Source organism: Pontixanthobacter aquaemixtae (genome assembly GCF_009827395.1).
Lineage (GTDB): Bacteria > Pseudomonadota > Alphaproteobacteria > Sphingomonadales > Sphingomonadaceae > Pontixanthobacter > Pontixanthobacter aquaemixtae.
Genome location: NZ_WTYX01000001.1, coordinates 1451409 through 1466564, shown reverse-complemented (window position 1 = coordinate 1466564; position 15156 = coordinate 1451409). Strand labels below are relative to the sequence as shown.

Annotated in this window: 10 protein-coding genes; 9 read left to right on the top strand and 1 reads right to left on the bottom strand. The window is 60.3% G+C overall.

All coding sequences use genetic code 11. The annotated features are described in order from the left end of the window. On the bottom strand, window positions 1–1935 hold the full coding sequence (locus tag GRI41_RS07025) for an alpha/beta hydrolase family protein (protein WP_160604009.1): 1935 nt from the start codon (window positions 1933–1935) through the stop codon (window positions 1–3). Window positions 1936–2090: 155 nt separating this feature from the next. Between GRI41_RS07025 and smpB the strand changes: the two genes are divergently transcribed. The 9 genes from smpB to alaS all read left to right on the top strand — a co-directional run bounded on the left by smpB (window position 2091) and on the right by alaS (window position 15155). After that, window positions 2091–2573, top strand: coding sequence for an SsrA-binding protein SmpB (smpB, locus tag GRI41_RS07020; RefSeq protein WP_160604008.1), 483 nt, complete (start codon window positions 2091–2093; stop codon window positions 2571–2573). Between the two features lie 465 nt (window positions 2574–3038). Beyond that, window positions 3039–3644, top strand: coding sequence for a DUF2062 domain-containing protein (locus GRI41_RS07015; protein WP_235901076.1), 606 nt, complete (start codon window positions 3039–3041; stop codon window positions 3642–3644). Continuing rightward, on the top strand, window positions 3641–6112 hold the full coding sequence (locus GRI41_RS07010; protein WP_160604007.1) for a hybrid sensor histidine kinase/response regulator: 2472 nt from the start codon (window positions 3641–3643) through the stop codon (window positions 6110–6112). Before GRI41_RS07015 ends, GRI41_RS07010 begins: the two co-directional genes overlap by 4 nt. A gap of 371 nt (window positions 6113–6483) precedes the next feature. After that, on the top strand, window positions 6484–7104 hold the full coding sequence (locus GRI41_RS07005; protein WP_160604006.1) for a phage tail protein: 621 nt from the start codon (window positions 6484–6486) through the stop codon (window positions 7102–7104). A 29-nt stretch (window positions 7105–7133) separates the two neighbouring features. After that, complete coding sequence (locus GRI41_RS07000; RefSeq protein ID WP_235901075.1) at window positions 7134–7754, top strand: phage tail protein; 621 nt, start codon at window positions 7134–7136, stop codon at window positions 7752–7754. A 146-nt stretch (window positions 7755–7900) separates the two neighbouring features. Then, window positions 7901–9406 (top strand): DUF4139 domain-containing protein, encoded by a 1506-nt coding sequence (locus GRI41_RS06995; RefSeq protein WP_235901074.1) that lies wholly within the window; start codon window positions 7901–7903, stop codon window positions 9404–9406. A gap of 10 nt (window positions 9407–9416) precedes the next feature. After that, window positions 9417–11069: a DUF4139 domain-containing protein gene (locus GRI41_RS06990; RefSeq protein ID WP_160604005.1), complete on the top strand. Its 1653-nt coding sequence runs from the start codon at window positions 9417–9419 to the stop codon at window positions 11067–11069. Window positions 11070–11227: 158 nt separating this feature from the next. Next, the gene (gene recA, locus GRI41_RS06985) at window positions 11228–12301 is read left to right on the top strand and encodes a recombinase RecA (protein ID WP_160604004.1); all 1074 of its coding nucleotides are present in this window, start codon (window positions 11228–11230) and stop codon (window positions 12299–12301) included. A gap of 202 nt (window positions 12302–12503) precedes the next feature. After that, entirely contained in the window at window positions 12504–15155 is a 2652-nt protein-coding gene (gene alaS / locus GRI41_RS06980) for an alanine--tRNA ligase (RefSeq protein WP_160604003.1), read from the top strand. Window position 15156 lies beyond the last annotated feature (1 nt).

The following is a 15156-nucleotide window of genomic DNA, read 5'->3' as shown; positions in this document are numbered from 1 at the left end:
TCAATCCGCCGGGTTGTGCTTGCGGACAAATACCATCGCTGCCGAGAGCATTTGCTTGCGGGTTTCGGCCTGCGACAGCCAGTGGTCCTCGTCAGCCAGCGATACCAGCTTTACCGGCTTGCCCGCATCTTTCAGCGCATCTTCCATCGAGGCGGCATGTTCGAACGGGACCACCGTGTCATCCTTGCCGTGAATGAGAAGCACCGGAGCATCGGCCCGGTCTGCATTGCGGGCGGGTGATAGCGCCGAGAGGTCGGTTTCCTTGCCCATCAGCGTATCGAAATTGCGTTCCACCACATTGCTGCTGCCCTGAACCGCGTCGCGCGCGAGCAGCGGCAGATCGGACACGCCATTGACCGACACCGCGCAGCGATAGAGCCCGTTTTGCAACGTGACTCCGGCCAATGCGGCATAGCCGCCATAGCTTGCGCCGACGATGCAAGCGCGATCGGGATCGGCGATACCGGCATCGGCCAATGCACGCAGCCCGTCCGAAATGTCGCTCTGCATTTTGCGGCCCCACTCGCCATTGCCCGCATCGCGGAAAGCCGCGCCATAGCCGGTCGAACCGCGGAAATTGGGCTGCATCACTGCATAGCCATGCGCGGCAAATGCCTGTGCCCACCAATCGAAACCGGGCTCGTCATGCGCGGTCGGCCCGCCATGCGGCAGCATGATCACCGGCAGGTTTTTCGCGGCTTTTCCGGGCGGGAGAGTGAGGACCGCTTCCATTTCCAGCCCGTCGGCAGCTTTGTACTGGAATGTTCTGACATCGCCGATAACCGGCCCCTGTATCGCCGGACGCTCCAGCCCGATGATCGCGCGCTGCCCGTCGCCCGCGGTAAAGCGGTACCATGTCCCGCTGTCATATTTGCCGCTGGTGCGCAGCAGGAAAGCGGACAAATCGGCTGTCCACGCGTTCAATTCGGTGACACCGCCGGAAGGAGAATTGAGCGCGGCCTCGATCCGTGATTGCATGGCCGTGTCGGCCAATTTTGCCGCTCCGTTATCATTGAGGATACCGATAATGTGTCCGGTGAAAGGCTGGTGAAAGAATTGGTCGATATAGGTATCCTGCCACACAGGCGCGCTTTCTCCGCCGGATAGCGGAACTTCGAACCGCTGCGCCCCTTCGCCATCGTCATCATACACCGAATAAATGACCGTTTCGCCCGTTGCCCCCAAACCGATCGGGTCGATATAGCCCGAACGCTGGCGGCCGCTGGCAATCGTGTTTCCGTTGCCATTGGCGATGGTCCAGTCACCCGAATCGCTGTTGCGTTCGAACGTCACCGCAATGTTGCCATCCTTGCCAACCAGCCAGTCGCGCCAGATCCCGTTGGCGGGCGGCTGCGCGATCTGGCGGACATCGCCGCTCTGCAAATCGACTTCGAAAAGGCCGGGGGCATAATGCAAAATCTTCGCGCGTTCGCCAGAACTGCGGCCCATGCGCAAGCCGCCGAAATAGCCCTTCCAACGCCCGCCGACTTCGCGAATGCCGTGAAAGCCCAGCACCGCATTGGCCATAAAGGACTGGTTGGCAAACACGGAAACCGGCTGGCGATCCGCGCGCAGCGGGATCACATTGGCGCGCAGCCATTCATATTTTCCGCGCCCCAGGCCCAACCGGGTGCGGTCGGTTTCGGTGCGCAGCAGCAATATCGCTTCTTCGCCGATCCATTCAATCGAACGGATTTTTGCCTCGCCAACTCGCAGCTGCGTGACCGGCGTGCCATCCGCCCGCAAAACGCGGATTACCCGTTCCCCGTCAATCGTGGCCAGCAGCGCGGTCTGCGCGCCGCTGGGGGAGAGAACCGCATCCTGTATCGCAGGCAAATCTCCATAATATTCGAGCGGCACGGTCGGTGCGGCATGCGCAAGGAAAGGAACGCTTGCGAGGGCGAGCGGCGCCAACAGGCGGGCGAAAAGTTTCATCGTTTCAAGCTCTTCATATCAGGCGATAATTTCATTCGCCGCGTACCATTCTTTTCGTGACGCGATCAAGACATTGCAATTGGTGGAAACCGGACGGCTTTTTGTTTCTTCTTCCCTTTCGTTCTTGCCCGGCAGCGCCTAAATGCGCTTTCACCATGGCACGCCCCAAACCCGAAACCTTCGACAAACAGAAAGTGGTCGCCGAAAACCGGCGGGCGCGGTTCGATTATGAGGTGGAGGACAAGTTTGAAGCGGGCCTGATGCTGCAAGGGACCGAAGTGAAGGCCTTGCGCGCTGGTGAGGCGACGATTGCCGAAAGCTATGCCGAAGTGAAAGATGGCGAGGTGTGGCTGATCAACGCCAACATTCCCGAATACAGCCACGGCAACCGCGAAAACCACGAGGCAAAGCGCCCGCGCAAACTGCTGCTCAACCAGCGTGAAATCAACAAGCTGATGGGCGCGGTGGAACGCAAGGGCATGACGCTGATCCCGATGTCGATCTATTTCAACCGGACCGGCCGCGCGAAAGTGGAACTGGCGCTGGGCAAAGGCCGCAAAGCGCAGGACAAACGCGAATATGTCAAAGACCGCGACTGGAAGCGCGACAAAGCAAGGCTGATGCGCGAGCGGGGATAGCTTTTGTTTGGCCTCAAGCGCCGGGCGCGTTTGTTTGTTTAGCCTCAAGCGCCGGCGGTCGCATTCGCTCCCTTAGGCTTCCGCCCTATCGGGCGACGCGCGGTTGCGCTTGCGACCCGTCTGGGTCGGGTCGGACCATTCCAAGCCATGTCAGTATTGCGCTGATCCGGTCCGCCAACGGACGGACCGCAAGCGCGACTGCGCGCCCGCAGCGCAGCGACCATCAGGGAGCGAAAGCGAGGATAGCCAAGCGAGCCGGATGGCTCGCGCCCGGCGACTGAGGGCCTAAAACAAACATTCTCCGGCGCCTGAGGCAAAACAAACAAAAAACATTCCAAACAAACAAAACTAATAAGTTGAGGTTCATCGCTCCAACCCCATATCCTCCGTCATGATCGGTTCGTCTAAAATCTCCATTGCAGGCTTGCGCAATGTACATCGCGCGCGCATTGCGTGCGGGCAGCCATGATCAAGATGCCATCCAAGACTTTCCTTGCGGATTTGATCCGTAAATACACGCCAACGCGTGAGGAAATGGCGCAAAACAAGTATCTCGCGCCGATTGCGCATCGCTTTCTCAGCCCCGAACTTTGGCGTTTTACCCGCCGGTCCGTTCCGCGCGGTGTGGCGCTGGGTGTTTTTGCAGGCTTTATCATTCCGGTTGGGCAGATTTTTCTGGCCGCGTTTCTGGCCTTGCCCGCGCGGGCCAATGTGCCTTTGTCGGCGTTGGTCACTTTCATCACCAATCCGTTCACCTTTCCGGTCTGGGCGGTTGTCGCCAACCGTGTTGGCAGCTTTATCCTGAAAGTGGATATGGCCGCGACCGGCGGCGCGGCGCACTCGGAAATGGCCAGCGGGCGTTGGTCCTGGTTTGTCGATCTGTTCGAAGGCGTCGGCGTGACCGTTCTGGTGACAATTTTCGGCTTTGTCGTGCTCGCGATTGTGGGCGCGGCGATCGGCTATCTCGTCTCCAGCTTTGCATGGCGCTTCATCGTTGCGCATCGCCGGCGCAAGGAATTGCGGCTGATGCAGGCGCGGCGGCGTGATCGGTTGGCAGATTCGAAGGCATGACCGCAGTGGGTGAAGCGCAAAGCAAGCCCGCTAAGCTTCGGCTTCCCGGGTTCGATTCAAACCAGCTTGTGTTGGCGGGGGTGATTTTCGCCGCGCTTGCGCTGAGCGGCGGAGCGCTATGGCTGGTGAGCGAAAGCGCGATTCTGGTGGCGTCTTTTGTCGGCGGCGTGATCGTATTGGCCGCAGCCATTTATGCTTTTGTCCGCCTGACCGCGGTTCCGCAAAGCGATGAAATGGCGCCGCCTGACTGGTCGGTGACCGTCGCCGCGATCGAGCAGCCGGGGATGGCGATTGCGATTACAGACCGCGCCAACCGGCTGGCCTGCGCCAACCGGCTGTATGAGGACTGGTTCGGCAACAATGTTTCCCCACCCAATCTCAAGCTGGAAAGGCAATCGCTGGAGGCTTTGACGCGCGCCGCGCGCGAAGCCTGGCGCGATGGCCAAGCCGAAGCGCGCGATCTTGTTGCCGCGAACGGCACCTCGGGCTGGCACGCCAAGGCCGAACGGGCGGGGCGGGGCGATGACTATCTGATCTGGCGGCTGCGCGTTTCGGCAGAGGCGGATCCGGCGCAGGATGTGGCGGAATGGATCGGCGGGCCGCTGGGGCAATTATTGTCGCGCGCGGGCATTGAGGCGGCGCTGGTTGCGCCCGACGGGATGATGCGCGCCGCCAGCCAGGGCTTTGCCGAACGCGCCTCTGGCGATGCAAGCGCGACATTGGCAGGGCAGGAATTTGTCGCCCAATTGCGCACCGACGATCAGGACCAGATTTTCTTCGCCCGCGAAGGGCGCAAGGGCCCGCCGCAAACGCTGGTGCAGGTCCCGCTCGATACGCTTGCCAATGATCAGCCAAGCGCCGCCAATGAAGCATCCTCGCTGATGCTGTTGCTCGAAAAGGGCGTTGGCATCGGCAATCAGGGCGAAAGCGCGGGGGCCGCCGCCACACCGCAGCTGGAGGCATTGCTCGGGGCCTTGCCGCTCGGCCTCGCCATGACCGACCGCGACGGGCGCTTCCTGTTCGGCAATCAGGCATTTTTGCGCGCGGTTGAGCGCGAAGAGGCGGGGCTGCCGCAATATCCATCCGACCTGGTGGTTCGCGAAGACAAGAGCGCGCTGGCCGATGCGGTGCGCCGGTTTGGCAAAGGCCCGGCCAGCAACGGCGATATGGCGGTGCGGCTGGGCGCGCAGCCTGACGATCCGGTGTCGCTGGGATTGGCCGGCGTTCGCGGATTGGGCGAGGCTGCGGTCTTGCTCAGCCTGACCGATTCCACCGAAGAAACGAAACTGAAGCGGCAAGTTGCGCAAGCGACCAAGATGCAGGCTGTCGGGCAGTTGGCAGGCGGGGTCGCGCATGATTTCAACAATGTTCTGACCGCGATCATCGGATATTGCGATCTGATGCTGCTGCGCCATACGCCGGGCGATAGCGACTATGACGATATCCAGCAGATCCGCGCAAATTCGAACCGCGCGGCCAGCCTGACGCGGCAATTGCTGGCCTTTTCGCGCCAGCAGACGCTGCGTCCCGAAGTGTTGCAATTGCCCGATGTGGTGAGCGAAGTCAGCCAGCTGCTGAAGCGGCTATTGGGAGAGAAGATTACTTTTAAAGTCCGCCATGACCGCGATCTCGGGCCGGTGCGGGCGGACCCGCAGCAATTGGAGCAGGTGATCGTCAATCTCGCGGTCAATGCGCGCGATGCAATTCAGGCGAGCGGCGATGGAACCGGCCAATTGACGATGGCGACGCGGCGCGTGACTGCGCGCGACATCCAGAAAATGGGAACCGACATTATTCCCGTTGGCGATTACACCGTTCTGGTTGTTCAGGACACCGGCGGCGGTGTTCCGCAAGCCGTGCTCGGCAAGATTTTCGAGCCGTTTTTCACCACCAAAGAACAGGGCAAGGGGACCGGCCTCGGCCTATCGACGGTCTATGGTATCGTCAAACAATCAGGCGGCTTCATCTTTGCTGACAATATTCCCGGCAGCGCAAATATGCCCGCCGGTGCGCGTTTCACCATCTATCTCCCCGTCCATCGCGGCGAAGTGGCCGCGGCAAAGCCCGAAGCGGAAAAACCCGCGAGCGAATGGTCCGGAGGCGGAAATGTCCTGCTGGTCGAGGACGAGGATATGGTCCGCGCGGTGGGTGAGCGCGCGCTGACCCGCTCTGGCTATACCGTGACCACCGCCAGCGACGGGGAAGAAGGGTTGGCCGCCATCGCCAATCGCGGTCCCTTCGATCTGGTGCTGTCCGATGTGGTCATGCCCGGAATGGACGGCCCGACAATGGTCAAGGCGCTGCGCAAGGCGCATCCCAAAATGCCGATCATTTTCATGTCAGGCTATGCCGAAGAGCAGCTGCGCAAGGAAATCGATATCGACGATATGCACTTCGTCCCCAAGCCGTTCAGCGTCCAGCAGATCAGCGAAGTGGTGGGCGAAGTTCTAGCAAAATCACGTGGTTAGACGCCGCGATGGTGCTGCGATTTTGATCGCTTTCAAGCCAAAATAACGTTTTGTATAAAAACGACAAAACGTACAAAAACGACAAAATACCCGCCAACCCTTGCTGCGCTGATTATCTGTGCTACCAAGAGCGTGAGGTCGCCCCAAAAAGATAAAATCAAGCAGGGGGATTGCATGAATGTACGCGCCGGGACTTCTGGTCAAATGATCGCTGATGGCGATTGTGCTGCGCGTAAGCGTGTCCGCGCAAAGCGGATGCGGCATTTTCTCCAAAACAGTTGCAATCGGTAACCGGCGGGGCTGCTCGACGGGGCCATTGGCTGCGCTTGATTCAATCAATTGGGTCGGTCACATATTCAGGAGGAAGCTAAATGAAAAATCTTGCGAAATTGGCGATGATTAGTGCTGCGCCCGCAGCATTGATGGCCACCGCGACCCCGGCGGCAGCCGGCACAGACGAATATATCGGCGAAGTGATGCTTGTGGGCTATAATTTCTGCCCGCGCAGCAGCACCGAAGCAGCGGGGCAATTGCTCCCGATCAGCCAATATTCGGCACTGTTCTCTCTCTACGGCACAACTTATGGCGGGGACGGGCGGACAACGATGGGGCTTCCCGATTTGCGCGGGCGGACTGTGATTGGCCAAGGCACCGGTCCAGGGCTGACGACGCGCCCATTGGGGCAGCGTTCAGGCGCCGAAGAGGTCACACTGATCACCTCGCAAATCCCTGCGCACAGCCATACCGGCCAAGTACGGGCGGAGCACACCGCTCAGGCTGATACGGGCAATCCGTCGGGCAATGCCATCGGCCGTACCACCACGCCGATCTATTCGGATACGGCGACACCGGCATCCACCGGCGCGTTGCATTCGGGCACGCTGCATATCGATGTATCCGGTGGCGGCAATCAGGCGCACCCGAATATGCAGCCTTATCTGGCGATGCGTTATTGCGTCGTGCTGGAGGGCGTTTACCCGTCGCGCAACTGATCTCCCGGTATTTTGAATAGGAAAATCCAATGAAAAACTTTATGAAAATTGCCGCAATTGCATCGGTGCCAGCAGCGATGATGGGCGTGTCTGCTCCTGCGAGTGCAGGGCCCAATGACTATCTGGGCGAACTCAGCCTGACAGGTTATACGTTCTGTCCTCGCGGCACATATGATGCAGCAGGTCAGCTCTTGCCAATCAACTCTAACCAGGCGCTGTTTTCGCTATATGGCACGACATATGGCGGTGATGGCCGGACAACTTTTGCGCTGCCCGATTTGCGCGGGCGGACTGTGGTTGGCCAGGGCACCGGCGCGGGCCTGACGCCGCGCCCATTGGGGCAGCGGTCAGGCACCGAAACGGTTACGCTGAACAGCACGCAGATTCCTGCGCACAGCCACACCGGCCAAGTACGGGCGGAGCACACCGCTCAGGCTGATACGGGCAATCCGTCGGGCAATGCCATCGGCCGTACAACAACGCCGATCTATTCGGATACGGCGACACCGGCATCTACCGGCGCGTTGCATCCGGGCACGCTGCATATCGATGTGTCCGGTGGCGGCAATCAGTCGCACCCCAATATGCAGCCCTATCTGGTGATGCGTTATTGCGTGGCCTCGGTTGGCGTGTTCCCGTCACGCAATTGACGCCGTTCAGCCAATAATCAGGAAAGGGGGCGCACCAATGGTTGCGCCCCCTTTTTGTATGGCTTTGACATGGCTCAACTTTGTGCAAGGATCGGGCAAGGGATTGAGGCGGTGAAACAGCCGCTGCAAGCAAAGGGGATTGCAAGATGATCAGGAACAATTCGGTTCGCGCGGCTCTGCTCGGGACGGCGCTGGCTTTCACATTGACCACAGCATCGCATGCGCAATCCGGCACTGACGCGATTGCCGATCCCGATTCTACCGCGCAGGGCGATGTGTCGGTTACCATCTACCAGAACGGGCAATCGCTGGTGCAGGATGTTCGCCAGCTGGATATTGCACGCGGCCGCAGCCGGATCGAATTTCCCGATGTTTCGGCGCAAATCCGCCCCGAAACGCTCAGCTTCGCTGCACCCGGTGCGGCTATTCTGGAACAGAATTTTGACTTCGATTTGCTGACTCCGGGCAAATTGATGGAAAAAGCCATCGGCCAGACGATCACGCTGGTGCGGACCAATCCCGCCACCGGTGCAGAAACGCGCGAGCGGGCCAAAGTCCTCTCCACTGCTGGCGGTGTGGTGGTGCAGATCGGCAACCGGATAGAGGTGTTGCGCGATGATGGCTTGCCGGTGCGCGCGGTGTTCGACCGGGTGCCGCCCAATCTGCGCGCGCGGCCGACCCTGTCGGTCAATGTCTTGAGCGACCGGGCGGGGACGCGCCCGGCATCGATCCGCTATCTGACACCCGGGCTCGGTTGGACGTCCAACTATGTCGCGCTTTATGACGAAGGTGCAGGCAGCATCGACATGCAGGGCTGGGTAACCCTGACCAACACCACTGGCACAACTTTTCATAATGCCGACACTTTGCTGGTTGCCGGGAACCCCAATGCGGGCGCACGCAACAACAATCGCAATCTGGTGAGAGCGGGGACCGAGAGCGCCAATCGCGAACAAATCGGCGAATTCTATCTCTATCCGATTGATGCGCGGACCACGATTGCCAACCAGCAGACCAAGCAGGTCAGCTTTCTCGATGTGCAGGGCGTTTCGGCAAAGAAGGTGTATCGTAGGACGATCGGCTGGATGCGCAACGAAAGCAATCCGGTCAATGTGTCCACCGATATCGCTTTTTCCACCTCCAGCGCCGACGGGCTGGGCGATGCTTTGCCCGCCGGCACGGTGCGTTTCTATCAGCGTGACAGCAAAGGCACCCCGCAATTCATCGGCGAAAACCGGATCGGCCACACGCCGATGGGCAGCGAATTGTCGCTTTCGACCGGCAGCGCATTCGATGTTTTGGTCCAGGCCGAAGTTGAAAAGCGCGAAGTGCTTACCGCAGACGAATGGCGCCAGACCGCGCGCTATATCGTGATCGAAGACGGGGTCGAAACCACGCGGGTCAACGAAGAACGCCCGGTGACCTATTGGCAAACGACCATGCGTTACACCATGACCAACGCCAAACCGGTGCCGGTCGAAATCGATCTGGTGCAAGCCGGGCTCGATCAGGGCTGGTGGAGCCGGGACTTCCGGATTGTGCGCGAAGACCTGCCCGGAACGCAGATAAACAGCGATAATCGCAAATGGGTTGTCCCCGTACCGGCCAATGGCGAGCGCGAGTTTCGCGTGACCTTCGCAACGCGTTACTAAGGCGGCGACGATGCGCCGCCTGTTTCTTTCCTTTCTGCTGGTGGCGGGGGCCTGCGCGCCAGCCACGGCGCGAGAGGTGGTCACCGCATCCGAACCCGACGCACTGGCAATCACCGTCTATCGCGACCCGGACCGGTATCTTGGCCAAGAGATGGATCGCGATTGGCCGCAAGGCATCGCGATGATTACCGAAACGCGGACGGTGACCTTGCCTGCGGGCGAATCGACCATCCGGTTTGACGGTGTTGCCGAAGGGATGGTCGCCGTCAGCGCGATCGTCACCGGCCTTCCCGGCGGAACGATAGAGAAAAACCGCAATGCCGATTTGCTGTCTCCGGCGGCTTTGCTCGACGGGACATTGGGCAATCGCGTGCGCGTCAGCCGGACCAACCCCGCAACCGGCGCCACGCAGAGCGAGTCCGCCATCGTCCGCACGCGCGCGGATGGCGGATTGGTGCTGCAAACGCAGGAGGGGTACGAGGCCGTGCGCTGTTCGGGCCTGCCTGAAAAGCTGACTTTTGACCGTGTGCCCACCGGGCTGTCGGCCAATCCGGTGTTCTCAATCGACACGCGCGATGAAACGGGCGGGACCTATCAGGTCCAGCTGACTTACATCGCCTGGGGGTTTGATTGGCAGGCCAACTATGTCGCGACTTTGGCGGATACCGGCGCGAAGGGAGACGTGGATCTTCGCCTGATGTCATGGCTGACCATTCTCAACGACAATGGGCAAAGCTTTCCCGATGCGGACCTGATGGCGGTTGCCGGGACAATCAACATCACCAGCGATTTTGAACAATTGTCCGATCCGCCAACCGCGCGGCCCCTGCGGCTGACATGCTATCCGATCGGAAGCACCGCGGCGGGAACGCCGGTCTATTACAACAATCTGGCGCTGCCGGCTCCGCCACCTTCGCCAATGATGATGGAAAGTGCCAGCCCGATTGTTGTCACGGGTGCGCGTGTGAAGCGCGACAATTTCGATTCTGCCGCACCGCTCGCGCTGGTGGCCAAGGAAGAGCAGCTTGGTGATCTCAAGCTCTACCGCATTCCCGAGCAGGTGGATGTGGCCGCGCAGGGGCTCAAGCAGGTGGCGTTTCTCGACAAGCAGCGAGTGCGTGCACAATATCTCTATATGGCCGATTGCGATCCCTATGACGGGTTTAATCCGGGCGATGACGATCGGGATATCAGCGAGCTCGACGAGACCTATCTGTTTCTGACGATGAAGAACCTGGAAGAACGGGGGCTGGGCGCGGCGCTGCCCATGGGCGGGGTGACACTGTTCGAACCCGGTCCGGCGGGAACCCATCTCGTCGCCGAACTCGATATGCGTGATTATGCGGTGGGGCAGGACATTGAGCTGGAAATTGGCGAAAGCACGCAGGTGTTTTCGCAATGCGCGCGGACCAGCGAGGACGACCCCGATGAATTGCGCAAGGGGAAGTGGGTGCAGATGCGCGCGCAGATCAGCAATGCCAACAATCATCCGGTGCAGCTGCGGCTGAAGCTTGGCGACCCTGCCGATTACGAAGTCCGCTGGCCGCGCCAGAAACGCCGGGTGAAGAATGGCAGTCTGGTGGTCGAGGTGACGATTCCCGCCAATGCGATGCGCGAATTTGACTGGAAATTGCGCAACGCCAACCGCCCGGACGACGAGTAGAACACGCCAAAACCCGCAGAATTCCGCCACTTTCCGGGTGGATCAAAAAAGTTTTGTTCCGCTCTTGTTCTTTTGGAACAAACGCGGTACATACTGCTCCAGACGAAGAGCTGGGGCCAAATCTTTTAGCCCTCTAGGCAAGTAACGGGAGCCGTGTCATGGCAGCAAGTCTCAAGCTGGTAGAAGGTAAGGAAAACAACGTGGATCGTCAGAAGGCGCTCGACGCGGCGCTCGCACAGATTGACCGTGCATTCGGTAAAGGCTCAGCGATGAAGCTCGGCTCGAAAGAGGCGATGGAAGTCGAAGCGATTTCCACCGGCTCGCTGGGGCTGGATATTGCATTGGGTATTGGCGGCCTGCCCAAGGGCCGCGTGATCGAGGTTTACGGGCCGGAAAGCTCGGGCAAGACCACGCTCGCGCTGCATGTTCTGGCAGAAGCGCAGAAACAGGGCGGCACGGTTGCCTTTGTCGATGCGGAACACGCGCTCGATCCGGTCTATGCTAAGAAGCTAGGCGTCGATATTGACGAACTGATTGTGTCGCAGCCCGATACCGGTGAGCAGGCACTGGAAATTGTCGATACGCTGGTGCGTTCCAATGCGATCGATGTTCTGGTGGTCGATTCGGTTGCTGCGCTGGTCCCCCGCGCAGAAATCGAAGGCGAAATGGGCGACAGCCATGTCGGCCTCCAGGCGCGGCTGATGTCGCAAAGCCTGCGCAAGCTGACCGGTTCGATCAACCGCTCCAAATGCATGGTGATTTTCATCAACCAGCTGCGGATGAAAATCGGCGTGATGTATGGCAATCCCGAAGTGACCACCGGCGGTAATGCGCTGAAATTCTACGCGTCGGTCCGCCTCGATATCCGCCGTACCGGCCAGATCAAGGATCGCGACGAAGTGATCGGCAACTCGACCCGCGTGAAAGTGGTCAAGAACAAGGTTGCTCCGCCGTTCAAGCAAGTCGAATTCGACATCATGTATGGCAAGGGCATTTCGAAAACCGGCGAGATTCTCGACCTAGGGGTGAAAGCCGGAGTGGTCGAGAAGTCCGGTTCGTGGTTCTCTTACGACTCGGTCCGTATCGGGCAGGGGCGCGAGAATTCGAAAACCTATCTCGATGAAAATCCTGAGATGCGCGACAAGTTGGAAGCCGCCATTCGCGGCCGCACCGATGAAGTCGCCGAGGAGATGATGGCCGGTCCTGACGCCGAGGCCAGCGCGGAAGACTGACATCATCCTTCTCAAGCGGGCGCGCCATCGGGGATGACTCCCCGGCGTCCGGGCAAATGGAAAACCGGTGCGAGAGGTACGCTGGAAACAGCCGCAGCCCCCGCACCGGTTTTTCCATTCGGGCAATGCAGGCGAACGCGCGGGGCAAACTTCGGTGTTTAACCGTCTTGTCGCACGGCGATGCAGCGCCTAACTGCACATCATGCAATCGACCAATGATATTCGCCGCTCGTTTCTAGACTATTTCGCGGCCCAGGATCACGCCAAGGTGCCGAGCGCGCCCTTGGTTCCGTATAACGATCCCACATTGATGTTCGTCAATGCGGGGATGGTTCCGTTCAAGAATGTGTTCACCGGCCTTGAAACGCCGCCCGCGCCGCGCGCGACCAGTTCGCAGAAATGCGTCCGCGCCGGGGGCAAGCACAACGATCTCGACAATGTCGGCTACACCGCGCGCCACCACACATTCTTCGAAATGCTGGGCAATTTCTCCTTCGGCGATTACTTCAAGGAACAGGCGATCCACAATGCCTGGGACCTGTTGACAAAGGAATGGGGCCTGCCGGCTGAAAAGCTGGTCACCACGGTCTATCACACCGATGACGAGGCGTTTGATCTGTGGCGCAAGATTGCCGGACTTCCCGAAGACCGGATCATCCGCATCGCCACCAATGACAATTTTTGGTCGATGGGCGACACCGGCCCCTGCGGTCCGTGCAGCGAAATCTTTTACGATCACGGCGAGCATATTCCCGGCGGCCTTCCGGGTACTCCCGAGGAGGATGGCGACCGCTTTATCGAGATCTGGAATCTCGTTTTCATGCAGTTCGAGCAGGATGGTTCGGGCAACCGGACCGATCTGCCCAAACCTTCGATTGACACCGGCATGGGGCTCGAACGGATCGCCGCGGTGATGCAGGGCGTGCATGACAATTACGATACCGACACATTCAAAGCGCTGATCGCCGCTTCCGAAGCGCTGGTTGGCGTTCGTGCAGAGGGCGATGCACAGGCCAGCCACCGCGTTATTGCCGATCATTTGCGTTCGACCAGCTTCCTGCTCGCAGACGGTGTTCTGCCATCGAATGAAGGGCGCGGTTATGTGCTTCGCCGGATCATGCGCCGCGCCATGCGCCACGCGCATCTGCTTGGCGCGAGCGAGCCGCTGATGCACCGGCTCGTGCCCGAACTGGTGACCGAGATGGGGCAGGCCTATCCCGAATTGCAACGCGGCCAGGCACTGATCACCGAAGTGCTCGAGCGCGAGGAAAGCCAGTTCCGCCGAACGCTCGACAAGGGTCTCAAACTGCTCGACGACGCCACCGGCGAAATGGGCGAAGGCGATCGGCTTGATGGCGAAACCGCTTTCAAGCTCTACGACACATATGGCTTCCCCTATGATCTGACCGAAGATGCGTTGCGCGCGCGCAATATCGGCGTCGATCGGGACGGTTTCGACGCTGCGATGGAGCGCCAGAAAGCGGCTGCGCGTGCTGCGTGGAAAGGGTCCGGCGATGCGGCATCGAACGAAGTGTGGTTCGACATTGCCGAGCGCGAGGGCAGCACCGAATTCACCGGATATGGCGCGACCAGCGGTGAAGGAACCGTCGTTGCGTTGGTCAAGGATGGCGCGGAAGTGCAATCGGCCGCCAAAGGTGATGAAGTCATCATCCTGACCAACCAGACGCCCTTCTATGGCGAGAGCGGCGGTCAGGCGGGCGATGTGGGCACAATCTCCACGCCCGAAGGCTTGGCAGCGGCGGTCACCGATACGGCCAAACCGCTCGGCCGCTTGCACACGCATGAAGCGAAAATAGAGGCCGGCACCATTTCGCTTGGCGATACCGTCCATCTGGATGTTGATGCGGGCCGTCGTGACCGGATCCGCGCGAACCATTCGGCGACCCATCTGGTGCATGCCGCGCTGCGCAACCGGCTTGGCGATCACGTGACCCAAAAGGGCTCGCTGGTGGCATCCGACCGTCTCCGTTTTGATTTCTCCCACCCCAAACCCCTCAGCGAGGAAGACATCGCTGCTATCGAAGCGGAAGTGAACGCGGAAATCCGCGCGAACGATCCGGTTGTGACGCGGTTGATGAGCCCCGATGATGCGGTGGAGGCGGGCGCATTGGCGCTGTTCGGCGAGAAATATGGCGATGAAGTCCGCGTGTTGTCGATGGGACAGCAAGCGAGCGGCGGGAAAAACTATTCGGTCGAGCTGTGCGGCGGCACACATGTGAAAGCGACCGGCGATATCGGCGTGTTCCGGATTATTTCGGAAAGCGCGGTGTCATCGGGCGTCCGCCGGATCGAAGCACTGACCGGGGAAGCCGCCCGCCAATGGCTGGTCGAACGCGAGGATGCGCTGAAGACGCTGGCCGGAATTCTGAAAACGTCGCCGGACGATGCCGGCGCGCGCGTCAGCGCATTGGTGGAAGAGCGCAAAACGCTCGAAAAAGAACTCGCCGAAGCGCGCAAACAATTGGCGCTTGGCGGCGGCGGCGCGGCCTCTGGGCCGGCGGATGAGGATGTTGGCGGGGTAAAATTCTCGGGCCAGGTGCTCGAGGGGCTCAATCCGAAAGAGCTACGCGGACTGCTAGATGAAGCCAAGGCGCGGCTTGGATCGGGCATTGCCGCGGCGGTTGCGGTCAATGATGGCCGCGCGGCTTTCGCTGTCGCGGTGACCGATGATCTGACCGAACGTTTCGATGCGGTGGTGCTGGTGCGCGCGGGCGTGGAGACGCTCGGCGGGAAGGGCGGCGGGGGCCGCGCGGATATGGCGCAGGGCGGCGGCCCGGATGGCAGCAAGGCCGACGCAGCGATTGACGCGGTTCGCGCTGCAATAGCGGGCTGAG

Coding starts and splice junctions, on each gene's coding strand:
- GRI41_RS07025 (WP_160604009.1), bottom strand. CDS start 1,935: ATGAAACTTTTCGCCCGCCTGTTGGCGCCGCTCGCCCTCGCAAGCGTT.
- smpB (WP_160604008.1), top strand. CDS start 2,091: ATGGCACGCCCCAAACCCGAAACCTTCGACAAACAGAAAGTGGTCGCC.
- GRI41_RS07015 (WP_235901076.1), top strand. CDS start 3,039: ATGATCAAGATGCCATCCAAGACTTTCCTTGCGGATTTGATCCGTAAA.
- GRI41_RS07010 (WP_160604007.1), top strand. CDS start 3,641: ATGACCGCAGTGGGTGAAGCGCAAAGCAAGCCCGCTAAGCTTCGGCTT.
- GRI41_RS07005 (WP_160604006.1), top strand. CDS start 6,484: ATGAAAAATCTTGCGAAATTGGCGATGATTAGTGCTGCGCCCGCAGCA.
- GRI41_RS07000 (WP_235901075.1), top strand. CDS start 7,134: ATGAAAAACTTTATGAAAATTGCCGCAATTGCATCGGTGCCAGCAGCG.
- GRI41_RS06995 (WP_235901074.1), top strand. CDS start 7,901: ATGATCAGGAACAATTCGGTTCGCGCGGCTCTGCTCGGGACGGCGCTG.
- GRI41_RS06990 (WP_160604005.1), top strand. CDS start 9,417: ATGCGCCGCCTGTTTCTTTCCTTTCTGCTGGTGGCGGGGGCCTGCGCG.
- recA (WP_160604004.1), top strand. CDS start 11,228: ATGGCAGCAAGTCTCAAGCTGGTAGAAGGTAAGGAAAACAACGTGGAT.
- alaS (WP_160604003.1), top strand. CDS start 12,504: ATGCAATCGACCAATGATATTCGCCGCTCGTTTCTAGACTATTTCGCG.